The sequence below is a fragment of the Paenibacillus sp. URB8-2 genome, from assembly GCF_013393385.1.
Taxonomy (GTDB): Bacteria; Bacillota; Bacilli; order Paenibacillales; family Paenibacillaceae; genus Paenibacillus_AQ.
This window is the reverse complement of sequence record NZ_AP023239.1, coordinates 3537772-3559016: the sequence shown is the minus strand read 5'-3', so window position 1 is coordinate 3559016 and position 21245 is coordinate 3537772. Positions and strand designations below refer to the sequence as shown.

General features: G+C 53.1%; 21 protein-coding genes. 10 read left to right on the top strand and 11 right to left on the bottom strand.

The genetic code is table 11. The features are described 5' to 3' along the window. The first annotated feature begins 34 nt into the window (after positions 1-34). From parE to PUR_RS16360, 3 genes are all read left to right on the top strand, one after another. Positions 35-2017, top strand: a complete 1983-nt coding sequence (gene parE / locus PUR_RS16370) for a DNA topoisomerase IV subunit B (protein ID WP_179036164.1) — start codon at positions 35-37, stop codon at positions 2015-2017. A 263-nt stretch (positions 2018-2280) separates the two neighbouring features. Continuing rightward, a complete protein-coding gene (gene gyrA / locus PUR_RS16365) occupies positions 2281-4722 on the top strand; it encodes a DNA gyrase subunit A (protein WP_179036163.1) in 2442 nt (813 codons plus the stop codon). A 411-nt stretch (positions 4723-5133) separates the two neighbouring features. Then, positions 5134-5574 carry a MarR family winged helix-turn-helix transcriptional regulator gene (locus PUR_RS16360; RefSeq protein WP_179037954.1) on the top strand — a complete coding sequence of 147 codons (441 nt, stop codon included), beginning with the start codon at positions 5134-5136 and terminating at the stop codon, positions 5572-5574. Between the two features lie 176 nt (positions 5575-5750). Here the strand turns inward: PUR_RS16360 and PUR_RS16355 are convergent, their stop codons facing one another. Both PUR_RS16355 and PUR_RS16350 read right to left on the bottom strand, forming a co-directional pair. After that, complete coding sequence (locus tag PUR_RS16355; RefSeq protein WP_232101537.1) at positions 5751-6494, bottom strand: RluA family pseudouridine synthase; 744 nt, start codon at positions 6492-6494, stop codon at positions 5751-5753. Positions 6495-6499: 5 nt separating this feature from the next. Beyond that, positions 6500-7363, bottom strand: a complete 864-nt coding sequence (locus PUR_RS16350) for a class I SAM-dependent methyltransferase (protein WP_179036162.1) — start codon at positions 7361-7363, stop codon at positions 6500-6502. Positions 7364-7652: 289 nt separating this feature from the next. Between PUR_RS16350 and PUR_RS16345 the strand changes: the two genes are divergently transcribed. Together PUR_RS16345 and PUR_RS16340 are read left to right on the top strand one after the other, a co-directional pair. After that, positions 7653-8105, top strand: coding sequence for a flavodoxin (locus PUR_RS16345; protein ID WP_179036161.1), 453 nt, complete (start codon positions 7653-7655; stop codon positions 8103-8105). Positions 8106-8107: 2 nt separating this feature from the next. Next, positions 8108-8869 (top strand): hypothetical protein, encoded by a 762-nt coding sequence (locus tag PUR_RS16340; protein ID WP_179036160.1) that lies wholly within the window; start codon positions 8108-8110, stop codon positions 8867-8869. A gap of 128 nt (positions 8870-8997) precedes the next feature. Here the strand turns inward: PUR_RS16340 and PUR_RS16335 are convergent, their stop codons facing one another. Continuing rightward, entirely contained in the window at positions 8998-9855 is an 858-nt protein-coding gene (locus PUR_RS16335) for a GNAT family N-acetyltransferase (RefSeq protein ID WP_179036159.1), read from the bottom strand. Between the two features lie 71 nt (positions 9856-9926). Next, a complete protein-coding gene (locus PUR_RS16330) occupies positions 9927-10220 on the bottom strand; it encodes a GNAT family N-acetyltransferase (protein ID WP_197970094.1) in 294 nt (97 codons plus the stop codon). A 256-nt stretch (positions 10221-10476) separates the two neighbouring features. On the opposite strand from PUR_RS16330, the gene PUR_RS16325 reads away from it, so the two are divergent. Continuing rightward, on the top strand, positions 10477-11094 hold the full coding sequence (locus tag PUR_RS16325) for a 50S ribosomal protein L25 (protein ID WP_179036158.1): 618 nt from the start codon (positions 10477-10479) through the stop codon (positions 11092-11094). Between the two features lie 105 nt (positions 11095-11199). On the opposite strand, the gene PUR_RS16320 is transcribed toward PUR_RS16325, so the two are convergent. Beyond that, complete coding sequence (locus tag PUR_RS16320; RefSeq protein WP_179036157.1) at positions 11200-11961, bottom strand: DeoR/GlpR family DNA-binding transcription regulator; 762 nt, start codon at positions 11959-11961, stop codon at positions 11200-11202. Positions 11962-12159: 198 nt separating this feature from the next. On the opposite strand from PUR_RS16320, the gene PUR_RS16315 reads away from it, so the two are divergent. The 4 genes from PUR_RS16315 (at position 12160) to PUR_RS16300 (ending at position 15761) form a co-directional block, all read left to right on the top strand. Then, positions 12160-12792: a YhbD family protein gene (locus PUR_RS16315; protein WP_179036156.1), complete on the top strand. Its 633-nt coding sequence runs from the start codon at positions 12160-12162 to the stop codon at positions 12790-12792. Next, a complete protein-coding gene (locus tag PUR_RS16310; RefSeq protein WP_179036155.1) occupies positions 12793-13494 on the top strand; it encodes a hypothetical protein in 702 nt (233 codons plus the stop codon). It begins immediately after the preceding gene. After that, on the top strand, positions 13487-14158 hold the full coding sequence (locus tag PUR_RS16305; RefSeq protein WP_179036154.1) for a hypothetical protein: 672 nt from the start codon (positions 13487-13489) through the stop codon (positions 14156-14158). Before PUR_RS16310 ends, PUR_RS16305 begins: the two co-directional genes overlap by 8 nt. 64 nt (positions 14159-14222) lie before the next feature. Continuing rightward, a complete protein-coding gene (locus PUR_RS16300) occupies positions 14223-15761 on the top strand; it encodes an MDR family MFS transporter (RefSeq protein WP_179036153.1) in 1539 nt (512 codons plus the stop codon). An 11-nt stretch (positions 15762-15772) separates the two neighbouring features. Here PUR_RS16300 and PUR_RS16295 read toward each other — a convergent pair whose 3' ends face one another. The 6 genes from PUR_RS16295 to PUR_RS16270 form a co-directional block, all read right to left on the bottom strand. Continuing rightward, the gene (locus PUR_RS16295; RefSeq protein ID WP_179036152.1) at positions 15773-16246 is read right to left on the bottom strand and encodes a YbaK/EbsC family protein; all 474 of its coding nucleotides are present in this window, start codon (positions 16244-16246) and stop codon (positions 15773-15775) included. Between the two features lie 260 nt (positions 16247-16506). After that, on the bottom strand, positions 16507-17283 hold the full coding sequence (locus PUR_RS16290) for an ABC transporter permease (protein WP_179036151.1): 777 nt from the start codon (positions 17281-17283) through the stop codon (positions 16507-16509). 41 nt (positions 17284-17324) lie between these two features. Next, positions 17325-18116: an ABC transporter permease gene (locus PUR_RS16285; protein ID WP_179036150.1), complete on the bottom strand. Its 792-nt coding sequence runs from the start codon at positions 18114-18116 to the stop codon at positions 17325-17327. 16 nt (positions 18117-18132) lie between these two features. Continuing rightward, the gene (nifH, locus tag PUR_RS16280; protein ID WP_232101536.1) at positions 18133-19005 is read right to left on the bottom strand and encodes a nitrogenase iron protein; all 873 of its coding nucleotides are present in this window, start codon (positions 19003-19005) and stop codon (positions 18133-18135) included. Between the two features lie 74 nt (positions 19006-19079). Further along, positions 19080-20165 (bottom strand): ABC transporter substrate-binding protein, encoded by a 1086-nt coding sequence (locus tag PUR_RS16275; protein ID WP_179036149.1) that lies wholly within the window; start codon positions 20163-20165, stop codon positions 19080-19082. A gap of 282 nt (positions 20166-20447) precedes the next feature. Continuing rightward, positions 20448-21206 carry an ABC transporter permease gene (locus PUR_RS16270; protein ID WP_179036148.1) on the bottom strand — a complete coding sequence of 253 codons (759 nt, stop codon included), beginning with the start codon at positions 21204-21206 and terminating at the stop codon, positions 20448-20450. Positions 21207-21245 lie beyond the last annotated feature (39 nt).

Below are 21245 nucleotides of genomic sequence, written 5' to 3'. Positions count from 1 at the left end.
ATTTTGGGATTAGAGAAGAGAAGGGGGAACATGAATGTTCGAACAGGTCGATATGTTCGCTGAAGTCACAAAAAACGGCGCAGCAGACCGGACTGGATACGATGCTGACGACATTCAGGTGCTTGAAGGTCTGGTTGCGGTTCGCAAACGGCCCGGCATGTATATCGGCAGTACGAGTTCCTCGGGACTGCACCATCTTGTATGGGAGATCGTAGACAACGCCGTAGACGAGCATTTGGCGAAATTTTGCTCGAAAATTGACATTACGCTGCGCAAGGACGGTTCGGTAACCGTAACCGATAACGGACGCGGCATTCCGACCGGAATGCACAAGACGGGCGTGCCGACGCCGCAGGTGGTATTCACCATGCTGCATGCCGGCGGCAAGTTCGGAGGCTCGGGATACAAGAAATCCGGCGGCCTGCACGGCGTCGGCGCTTCGGTAACGAACGCCTTGTCCGAATGGCTTGAGGTGGAGATATACCGGGAAGGCAAGATCCATCGCCAGCGTTTTGAATACTGGGTAGACAAGAACGGGAAAGAGCATGTCGGAGAACCGGTTACGGGGCTTGAGGTATTGGGCAATACGAACAAAACCGGCTCGAAGATCATGTTCAAGCCGGATATTCGCGTGTTCCAGGGAGGCATCTCGCTGAACTACGACACGCTTGCCGAACGGCTTCAGGAAATCGCTTTTCTTAACTCCGGACTGCGCATCACGCTGGCGGACGAGCGAAGCGGCCGCCAGGATGAGTATTTCTACGAAGGCGGAGCGAGCGAATTCGTGCGCTATTTAAACGAAGGCAAAGACGTGCTCCACGACGTCATCCATTTCAGCGCCGAGAAGGACGAAATCGAGGTCGAGGTAGCAATCCAATACAACGGCGGCTACACCGAGACGATTGCCTCATTCGTCAACTCGATCCCGACCCGCAGCGGCGGGACGCATGAGACCGGGTTCAAGACGGCGTACACACGCGTCATGAATGACTATGCCCGGCGCACAGGGCTGTTGAAAGAGAAGGATAAGAATCTGGATGGCGGCGACCTGCGCGAGGGCATGATGACCGTCATCAGCATCAAGATGTCCGAGGTCGAATTCGTCGGCCAGACGAAGGACCAGCTCGGCAGCGCCTCGGCGCGCGGCGTGGTCGACTTTATCGTCTCCGAGAATATGCAGCGCTTTCTCGAAGAGAACCCGCAGGTGGCGCAGAGCCTGCTGAAGAAATCCATTCAGGCGGCCAAAGCGCGGGAAGCGGCGCGTAAAGCCCGCGACGAGATCCGCAGCGGCAAGAAACGCAGCGAGGGTTCGAACCTGGGCGGCAAGCTAACGCCCGCGCAGTCCAAGGACTTCTCCCGCACGGAGCTGTTCATCGTCGAAGGCGATTCCGCCGGCGGCTCGGCCAAGCAGGGGCGCGACTCGAAGATCCAGGCGATACTGCCGCTTAAAGGCAAGCCGATGAATCCCGAGAAGGCGAAGCTGGCGGAAATACTGAAGAACGATGAATACCGGGCGATCATTTCCGCGATCGGTGCGGGAATCGGACCGGATTTCGCGGTAGAGGACAGCAATTATTCCAAAATAATCATTATGACCGATGCGGATACCGACGGCGCGCATATTCAGGTGCTGCTGCTGACGTTCTTCTACAGGTACATGAAGCCGCTGATCGACGCGGGAAAAGTATATATCGCCCAGCCGCCGCTGTATAAGCTGACTCGCAAATCGGGCAAGCTGGAGACGGTCAGATACGCCTGGACCGACGAGCAGCTTCAGAACTATTTGAAAGAGTTCGGCAAAAACTTCGAGCTTCAGCGTTATAAAGGTCTAGGCGAGATGAACCCCGATCAGCTGTGGGAAACGACAATGAATCCGGAGTCGCGAACCATGCTTCAGGTGCAGATCGAGGATGCCGCCAAGGCGGAGCGCCGCGTATCCACGCTGATGGGCGACAAGGTCGACCCGCGCAAGCGCTGGATCGTAGAGAATGTTGATTTTACCGAGATCGTGGAGTAGTGACGAGACATAATTTTAAGTGTTCTCGTCGCAAGGTGACGAGAATTTCGATGTTTAAATGTTTTGGCGATTTGCGAAGCAGGGCGAAAGGTTTGGAACTGGAGGAGCGATAGCGTCCGCCTTTGTCTACGGATTCCCCCCTTTAGGGTTAATTGAAGGGAATCCGGAGACAACAGCGGCCGGAAGTCCAAACCGTCGCACAGCAACGTGCAGATCACCAATCTTTTATAAAGGCGACAGTTTGAGGAACAGAAGGTGAAAGCATGAGCAGTTTATCCGAACAATTTTTGCCGGCATTTCTGGAAGAGGTCGTCGGCGACCGCTTCGGCCGGTATTCCAAATATATCATTCAGGACCGGGCCATTCCCGACGTCCGCGACGGACTGAAACCCGTTCAACGCCGGATTCTGTATGCCATGTACGATTCGGGCAATACACCGGACAAGCCTTACCGCAAGTCGGCCAAAACCGTCGGCGACGTCATGGGCAACTATCATCCTCATGGCGACTCGTCCATCTATGAAGGCATGGTGAGAATGGCGCAGCCTTGGAAAATGGGGCATGTGCTCGTCGACGGACACGGCAACTGGGGCTCGATGGACGACGACCCGGCAGCAGCCATGCGCTATACAGAGGCCCGGCTATCGCCGATCGCCATGGAAATGATGCGCGATATCGAGAAGCGGACCGTGCTGTTCAAGGACAACTTCGACAATTCGGCAAAGGAGCCGGTCGTCGTCCCTTCACGATATCCAAATTTGCTCGTAAACGGTACAAGCGGCATTTCGGCCGGTTTTGCCACTGAAATTCCGCCGCATAATTTGCGCGAGACGATTGACGCCTGCATCGCGGTTATGCAGAAGCCGGAGATCGAGCTCGAAGAAATCATGACCTTTATGAAAGGCCCGGATTTCCCGACTGGCGGGCTCATAATGGGCGGCGACGGAATTATGGACGCTTACCGGACCGGCAAAGGACGCATTTATCTGCGTTCCAAGACAGAGATTGAGAATCTGCGCGGCGGCAAGCAGCAGATCGTCATCACCGAGATTCCGTTTCAGGTGGTTAAATCGCGTCTCGTTACCGCGATGGAGAATATCCGTCTTGAGAAAAAAGTCGAGGGCATCGCGGAAGTGCGCGACGAAAGCGGCCGTGAAGGTCTGCGGATCGTCGTCGAGCTGAAGAAGGAGGCCGACGCGCAGGGGATTTTGGCATACCTGCTCAAGAAGACCGACCTGCAGGTCACTTACAATTTCAATATGGTAGCCATTGTCAATAAAGCTCCGCAGCAGCTTGGCCTAAAGGCTATTCTGGAAGCTTATATCGCCCATCAGCGGGAAGTAGTCACGCATCGTACCCAGTTCGATCTGGAGCGGGCGGAGGACCGGGCGCATGTCCTGGAAGGTTTGGTTAAGGCGCTCAATATTCTGGATGAAGTGATCGCCGCGATCAAAGCGTCGAAGAACCGCCAGGATGCCCAGAACAACCTCGTCTGGATGTTCGGCTTCAGTGAAAGACAGGCGGATTCCATCCTGACTCTCCAACTGTACCGCCTGACGAATCTGGAGATCAAGACGCTGGAGAAGGAATTGGAGGAGACGCAGCGCAAGATCGCTGCCCTGCGTGCAATTCTGGAGAGCGACAAGAAGCTGGTCAGCGTCATCCGCAAGGAGTTGCTGGAAATCCGCGACAAATACGGCATCGACCGCCGCTCCGCCATTCAGGGCGAGGTGGAAGAGCTCAAGGTCAGCCTTGAGGCGCTGGTCAACGCGGAGGATGTGCTGGTCACGTTGTCGGCGGATGGCTATATCAAGCGGACAAGCATGCTTTCCTTTACCCGCTCCGGCGGCGAACGGAATGCGTCTGGAGTTAAAGAAGGCGACTATATCACCAAACTTCTCGACGTCAATACGCGGGACAGTCTGCTGGTATTCACAGGAAAAGGACAGTATTTCCTGCTTCCGGTGCATCAGATTCCGGAGTTTAAGTGGAAGGACCCCGGCACCGCGATTGTAAATGTAATCAGTCTTTCCAAGGGAGACGGAATTGCCGGAATAATCCCTATAAGCAATTTCGAAGAGCCTGCCCGCAGTCTGATTTTTGTAACGCGCAAGGGACAGGTGAAACGCACCGAACTGAAGGAGTATTTCACGAGCCGCAGCGGCGCCATCGCTGCATGCAAGGTGGGAGCGGAAGATGAGGTGCTCTCAGTGATGCTGAGCGAGGGGGAGCAAGACATTGTACTTGTCACCCGGGAAGGCATGAGTATCCGGTTCCGCGAGAGCGAAGTGAACCCGATGGGCCGTGTGGCAGCCGGCGTGAAAGGCATTCAGCTTAAGGAAGGCGATGAGGTGGTGTCCTGCTTCCGGGTTTCGGACGATGAGGGAGAGATTCTCACTCTGACGGATATCGGTTTCGGCAAGCGCAGTCTGCTGCTGGATTATGTGCCGCAGAGCCGGGGCGGCAAGGGAGTGCCGACCTTTGAATTCAAGGAAGGCAAACGCGTCCGTCCTAACGGAAGCCGGATTGCTGGCGCATTTTACTGCAAGGAGACGTTCGAACTGACCGCCATCACGCGCGAGGGAGCGGTGCATAGCTTCTCTTCGGAAGCTGCGCCGATCGCCGAACGACGTTCCATTGGCAAGCTTCTTGTTCCGGTGGAGAAGAAAGACGAGATCGTCAGCGTGCAAATTAGCGTGAAGTAGAGCGGATTTTATCGAATACAAGCTGTGCCTATAAAAGACATCTGCGCCCCTTTTTCGACAGGGTGCGGATGTCTTTTTATACATGGCGTGCCGTGTCGAAAGCAGCGATAATGAATTCACTAACGAGGAGAGGACCCAGAGTCTTTAGCTCGTCGTACAGCCGGCCGGTAATCAGAACCGGAATCAACATGATTAATATCCCGAAGATTTGGACCGATTGACAATTTGGTTCATTCTGGTATTTAATATATTTTAAAATTTGCTTCACACGTAATCTAAGATTTTAAATTCTTCTTTACAGCCGTTAAAAGTTTATGGGGTTATTTATTTTTTTCCTTTTGCAGGAAAAAGAAACTCTTCCGCGAACATATTTTAATGACGGATCATTCGCCAAGAAAGGAAGGAACAACTGTGAACTCCTTTGAATTCAGTAAAATCTGGCACAAAATTCTGAAAGATTATAAGGTTCATATGGATACAAAGCTGGCCCCCACGCTTACCGACGCCCAACTAACCGTGCTTGAGCTTGTTCAGGAACGGGGAGCCGCCAAGCCTTCCGACCTCGCTCCGCATCTGGCGACCAGTCCTGCGGCGGTTACGATGCTGCTCGACCGGATGGAGCGGGGCGGGCTGATTATCAGGGACAGGGATGCCGCCGACCGTAGGATTGTCTGGGTCAGCATTACCGATCTCGGGAGAAGGGAAACGGCGCGCGGCCTTAAGGTCCGCAGCGATTTTTTTGCGGAAGTTCTGGACCATATTTCGGCCCACAACCAGCAGCTTCTGCTGTATTTGATGGGGAAACTCGTGGCGCCGGGCAATGAAGCCGCTCCTCTGGAGTTGAGCAGATAACCGGCCAATGCCTCATGAATACCGCTTTTATCAGCGGAGGCATTATGGCACCGTTATGAATGAGTCCGGCCAACGCTCAGGCAGCCAAGCGAAATCAATGAGATTTATTAAAAAAAGCAGCGAGCCTCATCTCAAGATCGGCTCGCTGCTTTGTGTCATATTATCCGATTATCGTTCTAACGGAGCGCCCGCTCTTGAAGCTCCGCGGCCCACAGGTCCCAAGGATACTGCCGCGGGGGCAGGGAGATCAGCTCGACATCCTGTTTGGTAACGGGATGCGGAAAGCCGACAAGCGAGGACCACAGCGCAATTTGCTGGCCGGGCTTGTTGACGGCCGCTCCATATTTCTGGTCACCGTACAGCGGGCACCCGGCATGGGCTAGCTGTACGCGGATCTGATGCGATCGTCCGGTGAGCAGGTCGATCTTCACAAGGCTGAGGCCTTCGGCAAATCCCAGCACCGTATAGTCCAGCACGGCTTCCTTGCCTCCCGGCGTGCCTTCCCGGACAACGGTGACCGTATTCGTCTTGGCGTTTTTGAGCAGGATATTTCTCAGCCGTCCGCTTGATGCGGGAATCCGCCCGTGCACGACGGTCAAATACCCTTTGCGGAAGCTCCGGCTGCGGACGCTCTCCGACAACCGAGAAGCGGCCTTGGAGGTCTTGGCGAAGATCATGGCCCCGCCAACAGGCCGGTCCAGCCGGTGCACAAGCCCCATAAAGACATTGCCGGGCTTGTCATAGCGCCGCTTGACGTCTTCTTTCAGCAGGGTCAGCAGGTCGGCATCTCCCGTTGCATCCTCTTGTACGGGAATATTGACCGGCTTTACGATCCCGAGAAGATGATTGTCCTCATACAAAATGTGAAAGGAAGCCGGCGGCTGTCCGGCCTCCTGTCCACCGTTCATGTTCTGCGCCATCGCCCTCAGGACTCCCAGCGGCCAAGAATGCCGCAAGGCAGATTCAGGCCGGAGGAAGTAATCGGCAGGCCGATTTCCCCAGCGCTGAGCTTGCCCCCGTAACGGGACTTCATTGTCATGGCCAGCATATTCTCCAGAACGGTTGGGGAAATACCGGTCGTATAGGAATTGATGAGCAGGAAGAGCGGGTTGTCGCTCAGAATGTCCATACAACTTTCGAGGAAAGGGTACAAGCTCTGCTCAAGCTTCCACATTTCGCCGCCGGGTCCTCTTCCGTAGGAGGGAGGGTCCATAATGATCGCATCGTATTTATTGCCTCGGCGCTGCTCGCGCTGCACGAATTTGAAGACGTCGTCGGTGATGAAACGGACCGGACGTTCTCCGAGGCCGGACAGCTGCAGGTTTTCTTTTGCCCACTGGACCATGCCCTTGGCCGCATCGACGTGTACGACGGAAGCGCCCGCGCTGGCTGCCGCAACTGTGGCTCCGCCGGTGTAAGCGAACAGGTTGAGCACCTGTATTTTGCGTCCCGCGCCCGCAATCTTGTCCATCATCCAGCTCCAGTTGGCCGCCTGCTCCGGGAATAACCCCGTATGCTTGAAGTTCGTTGGACGAAGATGGAATCTAAGCTTCCCGTAGCGGATGCTCCAGCTATCCGGTATGCTCTTCTTCATTTCCCACTGGCCTCCGCCCGATGAGCTGCGATGGTAATGTCCGTGAACATCCCGCCATTGCGCGGTTTCGTTTACAAGCGGCCATATAATCTGCGGATCCGGACGCCGAAGAATAATATCTCCCCAGCGTTCCAGCTTTTCTCCGCCTCCTGTATCGATAATCTCATAATCTTTCCAGTCCCGAGCCATGTACATGCTAATCCATCCTTCAAAAATTCATTTAGCCTATATTGTACATCATTTTGCCGGTTCTTAACAAACGGTTAGTCCGTTTGAGTCAGGCCGCAGGCAGGTCGCTTTTTTTCATATTACGGGTGCAGGATGAAGCCACAGCTTTTTCCCGAAAGGCAGGAGGAATGGTGATATGAAAAACAATATTGACAATGATAATCATTATCAATAAAATGAGTAATATCGCGGCCGTCTTACAGAGATGGAATGCATTCAATTTATGGCTTTCAGTGATTTAGGGAGGATGCGGAGCATGGATAAAATATTGGTGGTATACGCTAGCCTGACCGGCAATACCGAGGAAATTGCGGAACTGATCGCGGAGGGAATCCGCCAATCGGGAGGCGAAGCGGTTTTGAAATCGGTAACCGACTGCAACGCCTTCGAAATAGCTTCCTATGAGGGCGCGGTGTTTGGAGCCTACACCTGGGGAGACGGAGAACTGCCGGATGAATTCCTCGATTTCTACGAAGAGCTGGAAGAAATGGATTTGTCGGGCCGCAAAACCGCCGTATTCGGAAGCGGCGACACCGGGTTCGAAATCTACTGTGGCGCGGTTGATTTGATAGAAGAAAAACTGAAGGAAAGAGGGGCCGCCATCGTGCAAACAAGCCTGAAGATCGAGTATGGGCCGACGGCAGCGGAGAAAGAGGAATGCCGCAAATTCGGACAGCGTTTTGCCGAGCTCTGCGTGGCGGTGCCTTAAATATGAATACGACGTATTGTACGGCAGTTAATCCGGCATCCTGTCTGCCAAAGCTATACGATTACACCGTGGAGCGTGCGCTGCTGGACATGGCGGAGATCTGCGGCGACGGCGGAAAAGGCTTGCCTCTGTGGCGTCAGCAGGTACAATATGCGGTCGGCCATACGCTCAATGATTATTACAGCTTGGCACCCGAGGTGCGCAGGCAGACGCCTATTCAGTTTATCCTGGAGCGAAGATGGCCGCCTCAGTCCCGGTGCTTTCTTTCTCATATGCATTATTTGAAAGTTAAAAATACGATATGCGATGAGCTGATCCGGCTTGTCGGCGGGAACCATGAGGAAGAAATTCCGTTCATGCTGTATGAACAGTGGCATGTTCCCGTGCCCGAACTGCAAATGGAGCTCTCCATGATCTTTCAATTGGTCTGGCACTCCCGCAGAAACGGAAGCGGTCTGAAGGTGCAGAAATTTATGGTTTGCGGAAATGAGGAAGTTGTCCTCGGATTTTTACATATGGCCAACGTATTCTGCCGCAAGGCTTACGGCATGCCCCCCGTGAGAGTGGAGATCCATTTTCTCATGGAAGGGGAGAAGCGCAGCTACGAAGGAGATTCCTTTACGCTGGAAGCCTCGCTCGATTACTTGAGGCTGCTGTCCTGCTTAAACGGCGAGTCGAGCAACAGCAGCGCAGACTGTGCGGCAGAGGGGGACAGCCGGAGCAGGAGCGGCGAGGATGCCTTGTCCAAACATCTGCTGATGTGACCGCCTGCAGCGTCAACCCCGCCTGACTTCGGCTTAGAAAAGGCCCTACGTACCGTCATCGGTCCGTAGGGCCTTGAATTGTGTTAATGTTAAGCCGGCATATCGCATTCAATGAGGTTCGGCCCAATCTAGCCGATATAGCGGAAGTAGTCCTGCTTGTTCGTGATTACAAATCCGCAGCTCTCATAAAGCTTCAGCGCATTCGGATTATCCAGCGAGACTTCAAGATTGACTCCGTTGCCGCTGCGCTTTTCCCGCTGAATGGTCTGGAGGAGGGCGCTCCGTCCGATGCCTCTGCCCCTCAGCTTCTCATCAACGGTAAAAGCGTAAATCCACGTTTCATGATGCTCTGTCCAGAGGCGCAGCTTTCCCGCCGGCTGTCCGTCCAGTTCGACGATAATATGCTCGGTGTTTCCTTCCAACGCCAGCTCGTCGTACATGTCCGCTGCCTCTTCCGGCGTCATATCGAATCCTCTGCTGTCCAGAGCGACAAGCAGCGCCATTTCATCTGCGCGGGCGGGCCGGAGGATGACATGGTCATCCGGCAGTATCTTGTTCTCAAAGGCTGAGCGCTCCTCCGCTTGCTTTTCATCCCATTTCATCTGGTATTCGGCATGATCGAAGTCGAGCGGCAGGGTCTTCAGAAACCCCGCGGCGGACTTGGAGGCCGCCGGTGCGTTCAGCAGCACGCTCTGCGCCCCTCCGCGGGCGATGTAGCTCTGCGCCCGCTTCCAGAGCGAGGTGAAGATGCCGCGCCGGCGGTAGCCCGGACGCACCATGCCGCATACTTCGATTTCGCTTCCAAAGCTGTACAGCCCGATAAATCCCGCCAGCAGCTCATCCTCGTAGGTTACGAGCCATTCGGCGGCGCCGCCCCCGGGTTCCCTGCGGAGGGACTCCCAATTGAGCTTCAGCGAGATGCCTTCAAATTCCTCGCAGCGGCGCTGTAATTCCTCTATTTCACGTAAAGTTTCATGTGTTGTCAAACCCGTCATCCTCCTAAAATTGGAATCGCAGCCCGGGTGGACATTTCCGCTGCGAACAACGGGCAGGTTGCTTAAGACTGACCTTTCCCGTTCTCTTTCAGCACGTCCCCGTATTCGGGATGCTTCTTGAATTGATGGGCGGCGTAGGAGCACTGGGGAGTGATGGTCAATCCCTCATCTCGCGCTTTGTCCACGACCGCCTTGACCAGCTGTTCGCCGGCTCCCTGACCCCGCAATTGTTCCGATACGTACGTATGATCGACGATCATCGTGTTGGAAGGGTCCAACTGGTATGTAATTTCAGCGAGGTCTTCTCCGTCACCGCCAATATAAAACCGTCCTTCATCCGATGAAATCTGCAGCATATTCATCACTCCCGTTTTATTATTACCGTTATTTTACTCTCTCTCAGGGGAAAAAGCGAATTCGCTCATAACCTGTCGAGCGGGAATGGAAAGCGCGAAATTTAGAGGATTGTGGATAAGGAGACATTTTTGACTCTCGTTTTCGTGAGTGCTATACTGGTTCCACAGCACAGCGATATGTTTAATAAGAGACTGATTAGAATACATATCTAATCGGTCTTATGTTTTTTCAATCCATTCTTAGGAGGAATTGGCAATGAGTGAAACAGTACGTTTGATGGAAAGAGCCGGGAAGCCTGCCGCACAGCGGAGACAGGGCCTGGTGCCTGTTGTCATCTACGGTGCGGGTTCTGAATCCCTTTCCTTTAGCGCGGATGCAAAAACGATCGACAGTATTCTGGGCAAAAATCCGCGGGCGGTTTTAAAAGCGGAACTGCCGGCTTCCGGCACCAAAAATGTGATAATCAATGAAGTGCAGCGCCAGCCTTTGACCAAAAAACTGCTGCACATCGACTTTCATGTGATCGATATGAAGGCCAAACTGGATACCAAAGTAGCCTTGCATTTTACCGGCACACCGGCGGGTGTGAAGGGTGGCGGAGTACAGACGGTCGAGCTGCATGAGCTTGATATCCGCACACTACCCGATAAATTGGAGTCCGTAATCGAAGTTGACGTCAGCGCCCTGGAGATCGGCGATCATCTGCTCGTTTCCGACCTTCCAAAGCATGAGGGATGGGAAGTATTGACGGACCCTGAAACGCTGGTCGTCAAGATCGCTCCGCCGGCCGTGGCGGAGGAGCCTGCGGCCGAGGAAGAAGGAGCCGCAGAACCGGCGGCTGCGGAAGAAACTGCCGAAGGAACGGAAGCCTGATTGCCGGCTGAACATTGAATATAGACAAGCAGAGCGCGTTCTCTCCGGATCGGAGGGAGCGCGCTCTTGCTTTACCGGACTTGAAATGATGCCACCAGGTGCCCGTTATTCGTCGGCTACGACAAGATTGATATCATTCTGCTTGGCATACTGAAGATAATCGCTGCCTGGAATACTGTCGGTGACCAAATAATCGATATCTTCCAGATTGCAGTACGTCATCAGCGCGTGCTTGCCGAATTTGCAGCGGTCTACGAGCAAAAAAACTTCCCGTGATCGTTCAACCACAATTTGCTTGATTTCGCTTTCGAGCGGAGAAGAGTTGGTCACGCCGCTCGAAAGCGAAACGCCGGTGGAAGCCATAAAGGCTTTATTGATATTATACGCTTTCAACAGATCCGTGTTTTTGATGCTGGCAAACGATTTTGTCTTGCGTTCCAGAACGCCGCCGGTCGAAATAACGTTCAAATTGCTGTAGGGAAGGGCGCCAAGGATGAAATCGAGATTGCTCGTTATGAGAGTCAAGTTGATGTGTTTGATATATTCAATCATTTCAAGGGTTGTCGTTCCGGAATCGATGTATATAATATCCCCGTCATTCACATACCGGGCCGCGGCTTTCGCAATTCTCTGTTTTTCGCTGCGGTTGCGCGTCTTTCTGTCGTTGAAAGAGAGAAGAGTCGTAATATTCACTGCGGTTACACCGCCATAGACCTTCTTGATTTCTCCTCCCTCGACCAGTTCCTGGATATCCCGTCTAATCGTATTTTTAGAAACATTGAATACATTGACAAGTTCATCGAGCGACACGGTGTTGTGTTCCATTATGTAATCTTGGATCTGTTTGATCCGTTTGGGCTTCAGCATGTAAATCCATCCTTAATATACCGATTGGGGTCATGCGCAGTGCAGATTTAAGTACATTATATCAACAAAACACCAAAAGTTAGGCATTTATGTCGAAGAAACCTTGATGAATAAATTGACCATAGACCAGCTATCCATTTGCGTTTCGTTTTACAACGTAACAGTGTTATGTTACAATGCATTTGTGAGGTGAAAAATATGGAGGACGAGTTGATATCCAAAAAGGAGCTGCTGGACCTAACAGGAATTTCTTACGGCCAGCTGTACCGCTGGAAACGGAAGCAGCTTATCCCGGAAGAATGGTTTATCCGCAAATCTACATTTACCGGGCAGGAAACCTTTTTTCCGAAGATGCTGGTTCTCGCCCGCGTTCATAACATTTTAAACATGAAAGATGATCTTTCGCTGGATGAACTGGCGAGCCGGTTATCCGATTCAGGAGGATTCAGCGATATCCGCTTGACGGAAAAAGCAATTGCAGAACGAAACATTGTTACGGATCTAACCTTGTCTTCGTACGGCCCGGATGTTCAGGGGGATGATGGCATGTACACCTTTGACACTCTGCTTCATCTGTATGTTGCGGACACTTTGCTTGCCAATGGGGACATGAATCTGGACGAAGGCAGACTGCTGCTGCGTACTCTGGATAGGCATGCGGAGGACCTGAAAGGCAGACCGTACGAGCTGTATTTTGTCCGAAAAATGGGCGTTGCCCTGTTTATGCTCGCGCCGTCCCCTGCGGAACTATATTTCGATGAAGGTGTAAGGCTAATTGCGAAAGTGGCGCTAGGAGATTTAATCGAGCAATTGAAAGGGAGGTTGTCATAAATGGCGGAAAAATCCAAGGATGAAGGCCAGCTCCCGGATCTTATCCTGAGCGGCGTCGGGAGCGCCGCGGGAGGAAGCTATGACCGAGTCCTGATCGACGGAGTGGGAAAGGTGGGAGATTCGCTCACTGCGAGGTTATTCAAAGCGAACGGCCAGATACGGGTGAAAGGGGGGCTTGAAACCGGGGAGATGGAAGTCAACGGAATCATGAACCTTGAAGGTTCTTTGAAGACAGGCCGAATGAAATTGGACGGCATGCTCCATATTGACGGCAGCCTCAAGGGCGAGAGCTGTGCGCTTAACGGATTGGTGACCGTGAAGGGAGACTGCGAGCTGGAGGAGCTGAAAGGTGAGGGAGGATTTACAGTTGAAGGTCTGCTGAGCGCCGGGCATGCTGACATACGCTTGAACGGAGCGGGGCAAGTCCGTGAAATCGGAGTGGAGACCTTGAAGGTTCGTCAGGGAAACAAAAGCATGTGGAACCGGCTAATCGGCGGAATCATCCCGAAGCTCAAATCGGAGCTTACCGCGAAGACCATCGAGGGTGACCACCTGGATCTGGAATTTACAAATGCGGATATTGTCAGAGGAAATGTCATAGTTATCGGGGAAGGCTGCAGGATCGGACGTGTGGAATACGGTTCCGAATTGTCGGTCCATCCCGGCGCGCGTGTCGGAAAGGAAGTGAAGACCAGTGACTGATCCCGTAAAGGGCAATCTTAAAATATTGGGTAACTCTTCATCGGTGGGCGGCTCGTTTCAAAATGTAGGGATAACGGGCGAATGCCGGTTTACCGGAGATGTGGACTGTGTAAAATTCGGACTGACCGGGAATGCGGATATTGAAGGCAGCCTTCATGCGCAGGAAATCAAGCTGACCGGCGAATGCGGAGTCCGGGGCCGGATCGATGCCTTGTCAGTGCGGGGCCGGGGAGAGCTGAGGATTGATTCCCGGATGAAGGCGGAACGTTTGGCGTTCGAGGGACATCTCGAAGTGAAGGAAGATTGCGAGGCTGGAGAGTTCAGGCTTAGCGGTGTGGTGGAGATCGGCGGACTGCTGAGCGGAGATCAGCTGGACATCGGCCTGTTCGGATACAGCCGGGCGGGAGATGTCGGAGGGGGCACGATCCGGATCAAACCGAGCAAGGCATACAAGCTGATGAAAATGGTCCATCCGAACCGGAACGCCCGCTTCGAAAGCAGAGCGATCGAAGGGGATATCGTGGAACTTGAGCATGTATCGGCAGAGACCGTAAGGGGCGGACGCGTCATTATCGGTCCCGGGTGCGAAATCGAAACGGTGGAATACAGGGAGTCGCTGGAGATTCACAAGAGCGCAATGGTGCGGAGCCAGATTAAATTGTAAATCGTAAATTGTAAATCGTAAATTGTAAACCGGATAACTTATATAGAGATATGGAGTGGAGAGTATGAGCGATAGTAAAAATAACCGTCTGGGTCTGGTCATCGCCGGACTTCTGCTGGGGATTCTGATGGCATCCATGGACAGTACAATTGTGGCGACAGCCATGGGGAATATCGTCGGGGAATTGGGCGGAATGGATAAATTCGTCTGGGTCACATCGGCCTATCTCGTCGCCGAGATGGCGGGCATGCCGATCTTTGGCAAACTGTCGGATATGTACGGCCGCAAGAAATTTTTCGTCTTCGGTCTGCTGGTGTTTATGGGAGGGTCCGCGCTGTGCGGAACGGCGGACAGCATTACTGAGCTGGCCATTTACCGGGCGGTGCAAGGGGTGGGCGGCGGAGCGCTGGTGCCGATTGCCTTCACGATTATGTTCGATGCGGTGCCGCTTGAGACGCGCGGGAAGCTGGGCGGCGCTTTTGGCGCGGTATTCGGGATGTCCAGCATCTTCGGTCCGCTGCTCGGCGCCTACATTACGGACCATATTGCCTGGCAGTGGATATTTTATATCAACTTGCCACTCGGAATCCTTGCTTTTGTGCTGGTAGCATTCTTCTATAAGGAATCGCATGAGCATTCCAAGCAGCCGATTGACTGGCTTGGCGCGGGTACGCTGCTCGGCGCGGTGGTCTGCCTGATGTTTGCACTGGAACTGGGAGGCAAAGAATACGCATGGAATTCCCCGCTTATTCTCGGCCTGTTCGGCGCGGCGGCGGTGCTCGCAGCGGTGTTTCTGTACGCGGAGACGAAAGCGGAGGAGCCGATTATCTCCTATGGGTTGTTCCGCCGGCAGCTGTATGCCTTCAGCATCCTGATTGCCTTGTTCAGCGGAGCGGCGTTTATTGTCGCCTCGGTCTACATCCCGATCTTTATTCAAGGTGTGCTCGGAGGCTCGGCTACCAATTCCGGTCTGGTGCTTCTGCCGATGATGGTAGGTTCCGTCATCACAGCGACCGCCGGAGGTTTCCTGATGACTAAATTCAGCTACCGCAGCCTGATGATTCCTACTCTTGCGCTGCTGGCTGTCGGAACCTGGCTTGCTTCCACGCTTCAGCCGGACTCAACGCGGCTGATCGTCACTCTGTATATGATCCTTATCGGTCTTGGTGTCGGCGCGTCTTTCTCGGTTCTGAGCAACGCCGCAATAGACGGCTTGCCCGCCCGGCAGCGCGGCTCGGCAAGCGCAACGCTCAATTTCCTGCGGTCTTTGGGCATGACTGTAGGCATAACCACCTTCGGCATAATCCAGAGCCATTACTTAGCGAACCGGCTGGGTAATCTGTCTGCTGCTTCGGGAGCCGCCCAGGGCGGGGCGGGGGCGTTCGATCTGTCGGACCCCCATACTCTGTTGTCCCCGGAGACGAGGGCGATGATTCCGCCGGAGATTTTGAGCAAAATTACGGAGGGGCTGTCTGCCTCCATCACGCAAACCTTCGCCTGGGCAATCATTCCGGCGGTGCTGGCCCTGCTCTCCTCGCTGTTCATGGGGAGCAGCCGGATGGCCGGTGCCGGAGAAGAAGAAAAAGTGACCTCCGGACATTAATGGCCAGGTCATTATTCCCAGTCCTTGCAGACGTCGATCCATGCCTTGCCGCCCGAGTATAGCTCCAGTTCGGCGCAGGTCAATTCAATGGCGGAATTCGAGCTGCCGCAGGCGGGGAATAGCGTATCGAAGCGCTTCATGGAGACATCGAGATAAACATCCAGCTCATTGGTCAGTCCGAACGGGCAAACGCCGCCGACGGCATGTCCGGTTTGCTCCAGCACTTCCTCCGGGCTCAGCATTTTCGGCTTGAATCCAAACTCATTCCGGAATTTTTTGTTGTCGACCTTGGTGTCGCCGGCGGAGACGACCAGAATGGCGGCATCTCCTTCGCCGCGAAAAGACAGCGTCTTGGCAATACGGGCGGGGATTACCCCAATGGTCTCCGCGGCTTTCTCCACGGTGGCGCTGGAAGAGTCGAATTCCATCACATGATGCTCTCTGTTAAAGGCGCGGAAGTGTGCTTTTACATTTTCGATAGACATGGCAAAGGGTTCCTTTCCTCATAAAAATAAAGATTTTGCGATATTTAATCATTTTAACGGTTTATTTGATTGGTGACAAAGGATTCTGTTCCAACATACCGACAAAACGGCGCTCCTCATGCGAAGAGCGCCGTTTTCGTATTTAATCTTCCAGATTGAGCTTTTGCAGCCGGGAGATCAGCTGGTCCTCTTCTTCATCCGTCAAATTGCCCGGTGACCGATTGCGGCCGTTTCGAACGGACAGGCAAATGGTACAAAGCTTAGTGAAGCTGTGACGCTTCTTTCCATACCAGAAAGCGCTTTTTCAGTCTGGCGAACAACAGGTTGATGATAATGCCCAGCACGGTGATGAACAGGACGATGCCGTACATGAGCGGCAGATCATAGCGGGCGGTAGAATTGATGTAATACCATCCAAGTCCCGTGCTGGCACCGATTACTTCAGATGCGATAATCATGAAGAACGATAGCTGGGCGGCAAATTCAATACCGATAAAAATATTGGGTGCGGTGTACGGCAGGACGACCTTGGTAAACAGCTCTCTGCGCGTTGCTCCCATGGACCGTGCCGCCCGCAGCAGGTTGTAATCGATATCCTTGGCTCCGGCCATCGTATTAAACAGTACGGGCCAGAGCGCAGACCAGAAGATGACGACCACTTTTTCCGAATTTCCGATTCCGAAGAAGATCATAAAAATCGGAATGATCGCGAAAGGGTTCAGCTTCTCGCAGGTGCGAAAGAAAGGCAGCAACGCTTTTTCCGCCGAACTAAAAAAGGTGCCGAGCAAAAATCCGAGCGGAATACCGATAATCAGCGAGAGCAAGAACCCGAGCAGCACTCGGTACAGGCTGATTAGTGTCTGCTCCAGCAGCACGCCGGAGAATGTCGAGCGGAAGATGGCTAGAATCGCGTCGCTGGGGGGCGAGATGACGCCCTCCGGAATGATTCGGGCGCCGCCCTCCCAGAAGATGAAGAACAACAGGATCGGAATGCTGCCGATGCCGATTTTTTTAAGCTTGACTGTCGTGGAATTCATAAGAACCCGTCTCGTCCTCCTTTGCTTAAGATAAGATCCGGCTAGGCCGCGACTTTATTGCTTGAATCGGGAGCCTGCCGCCAATGCAGCACTGCACTCTCCAGGTATTCAAGCACATAATTGAGTGCCAGACCGACGCCTGCAACCATAATGGCTCCAAGGTAAATGCGCTCGACAAACCCCATGCTTTGGGCATTGTGGATCATCCAGCCCATACCGGAATCGGCGCCCATGCTCTCCGAACCGATCAGCATGAAGAAGCTCATGGTCAGTCCGGTACGGAGTCCGGTGATTAATGTCGGCGAGGCGCCGGGCAGGATCACCTTTGTGAAGATCACCAGCTTGCCCGCATTCATGGATTTGGCCGACCGGATCAGTAGCGGATCGATATTCTGAATACCGGCTATGGTCGTGAACAATATCGGCCAGAACGACGACCAGAAGATGACCGTATAGATGCCTCCCTCACCGATTCCGATAATGATAACGAAGACCGGAAATAGAATAAACGGCGGGATGCTGGAGAGAAATTTGGTCAGAGGGTGGAGAAATGCGGCCAGCTTCGGCATGGCTCCGGCCAGAATAAAGCCAAGCGGCAGGGCCAAAACGGTAGCCAGGACAAAGCCGACAAACACTCTTTTCAGGCTGATGGTAATGTAGAGAAAAATGTTCGTCAGTCCCAGTTCGATTCCGGTCTCCACGATCCGCGAGAAGGGTGGGACAAATACGTTGCTAACGAATCCCAGCCTCGGCGCAAGCTCCCAAACGATCAGCACCAGGAAAAAAAGATAAAAGCTTAACAATTTCCGATGAACCGAAATGATCCATTTCATTGCGTTTCCATCCTCCTTACTTAGAGGCTTGCGTCTGCAGAGCCGTCTCCTCATCCTCCACCACACCGAAATCAATCAGCAGCCGTTCCAGATCGTCCATATCGATCGGAGTGGGAACGGTCAGCTTCTCGTTGTGCAATATTTTCTCGGCTAGCTGCTTGTATTCTTCGGCCTGCGAATGGTTCGGATTGTACTGGGTAACAGTCATTTTTCTCAGCTCGGCATGCTGTACCACGTTGTTGCGCGGCACAAAGTGGATCATCTGGGTATTCAGGCGACGCGCCAGCTCGCTGATCAGCTCTTGCTCGCGGTCTGTATTGCGGCTGTTGCAAATCAGTCCGCCCAGCCGAACGCTGCCGCTTTGTGCATATTTCAGAATGCCGCGGGCGATATTGTTGGCTGCGTACATGGCCATCATCTCCCCGGAGCAGACGATATAGATTTCCTGCGCTTTGTTCTCGCGGATTGGCATGGCGAACCCGCCGCAGACAACGTCGCCCAGCACGTCGTAGGAGACGATATCCACATCATCATAGGCGCCCTGCTCCTCCAAAAAATTGATAGACGTAATGATTCCCCGGCCTGCGCAGCCCACCCCCGGCTCCGGACCTCCGGATTCCACGCAGAGAATACCTCCGAAGCCGGAGGACACTACGTCCTCCAGCTCCAGATCTTCTACACTTCCAAGTTTGGCGGCAAGATCAAGCACGGTCTGCTGCGCTTTGGTGTTCAAAATCAGGCGAGTGGAGTCGGCTTTCGGATCGCAGCCCACGATCATAATTCTTTGGCCGAAATTGACGGCCAACTGAGCCAGGGTGTTTTGCGAAGTGGTGGATTTGCCGATTCCTCCTTTGCCGTAAAATGCGATTTGTCTCAGTTTTTTAGTCATAATCGGGTTCTCCTATCTATTGGTTGTAATTAAGCAGTTGAAAAAACGCCGATTTCTTTTTGCATGATGGTATTTTAGTTCGGGTCAAACTGGGTGGTGATCAGGTCGTCGACCTTCAGCTGATCCTTCTTCAATGCTCCGGATACGACAAGGTCATCAATCCAAGGCTGGATCAGCTTGTCTTGGAATCCTTTGCCGGTGTAGTAGTAGTGCACGGCGTTTACCGGTTGGCCGATATAGTCGCCGGTCAGCTTGATCGCTTCTTCCTCATGCTCCGGGTTGACGATCCAGTCCTGCGCTTTCTTAATCGCTTTGACAAAGCCTTGGATTGCTTCGGGATTATCCTTGATAAATTGTTCCGTGAAGTAGTAGAAGGTTGTGCCTGCAGCTTCGCCGAGTCCGGTATCCGCCGTGTCGAAAACTTCGATCAGACCGGAGTCCTTTGCCAGCTTGTAAAAGGGTGGATGGACGCCGACGATGTCAATATTGCCCTGCTGGTTGGCCTGCAAGGCCGCCGTGTCGCTTTCGAAAGCGACAAACTTGATTTGATCACGACTGAAGCCCAGATGGTCGAATGCGTTGGTGGCGATGAAGGTTGTGCAGCTCGGTACGGTGCCATTGATCGTGATTTTCTCACCCTTCTTCTTCTTGATCAGCTCTTCCAGGGAAGAAACACCCGCCTTGGGGCTGACATAGAATTTCATGTGATGATATTTTTCATCCACATCCGGTGTCGGTTCGACCCCGCCGATCGTAACGCCCTTGATTTTGGCCCCGCCGGCGATATAGGTGGCAATATTGTTAACATGAGTGCTAGAGACATTGTTCGTTCCGTTCAAGATGGAGGGAAGCACTTGTGCGGTAGTCAGCTCGCCGGTATATTCCACATTGATTCCTTCCTCCGCGAAAAAGCCTTTTTTCTCGGCAATCACCCATGGTGTGGAGGAGCAATTGACCTTGGTGTCGGTTTTGATGGTGTACACTTTTTTGCCGGATTTGGCCGGGTCAAACCCTGCGTTCTTTAAGGTCGATAACCCTGCGGCGCCTTGGATGCCGATTCCTTTCTTCGTCTGCCCCAAGTAGCTGCCCACGCCGATTCCTCCAACCACCAAAGCGGCGACTACGGAAATAATAATCCATTTCTTTTTACCATCTGCCATTTTCTCTCACTCCTAAAAATTTTAATTTGAGTAAAAATTTAACATTAAAAGATGCAGCTATTCAGCCCTCATCACCTGCCTCGGTAGAGTATAAAAAAAGAGACTAAGCGAACTTCCCGAGGGGAAGAACGTTAGTCTCCAGCTAACTGGTCAACTTTCTTTAATCCGATAAATCATATGAGATTTATGGATTAAAGCTTATTCTAAGAGTTTCATGATTGTCAACGCATGAAATTACACAAAACGTCCAGTTCGAAAATTTGTAACATTTTATATGATTTGTTATTTTATAGCGGGATGGACTAGCCGTTTGCCTGCCGCTGACATGATCCCGTCCAGCACGATGGCCAGGACCGCAATAATCAAAACTCCGGAGAACATCTCCACAATCTGATAATTGGCTTGCGCCTTATAAATCATGAAGCCCAGGCCGGAGGTGGATCCCATCATTTCAGCCGCGACCAGAAACAGCAGCGCATAGCCCGCAGCTAGACGTGTTCCGGTCAAAATGGAGGGGAAGGCTAAAGGAAGCAGGACCTTCGTCGTCAGCCGAAGGCGTCTAAGCCCAAATGAACGCGCCGCTTTGACAATGTCTGCGTCGGCATGGATCATCCCGGACAATGTGCTGAACATAATCGGCCAAATACAAGCCCAGGCGATAATCGAGACTTTCGTGGGCTCGCCGGCTCCGATAAATACGATGATGATGTGAAACACAACAAACGGATTGATGTGAGAGAGCCACTCCAGCACCGGCCCGAGGGCTATACGGATCATGTAGGGCCAGCCGGCCAGAGCTATTCCGAACGGCACACCTGCAATCAGGGCGATGGCCAGTCCTCCGGCGGCGCGCCCCAGACTAATCAGCAGATGGTGCGCCAGCGCTCCAGTTGCCGCCTGTTCGCCGATGTGCTGAAGCACCTGAGTGAGAGGAGGAATGAATTGGGGGTCTACCCATTCGAACCTTACACTGACTTCCCACAGGATGAGAAAGGCGATTACGGCAGCATAACGCTTGCTAAGCTTGGTTAACACATTCACTTATGTTCCTCCCGAAACAATTTATTGCCGCCAGGTCTA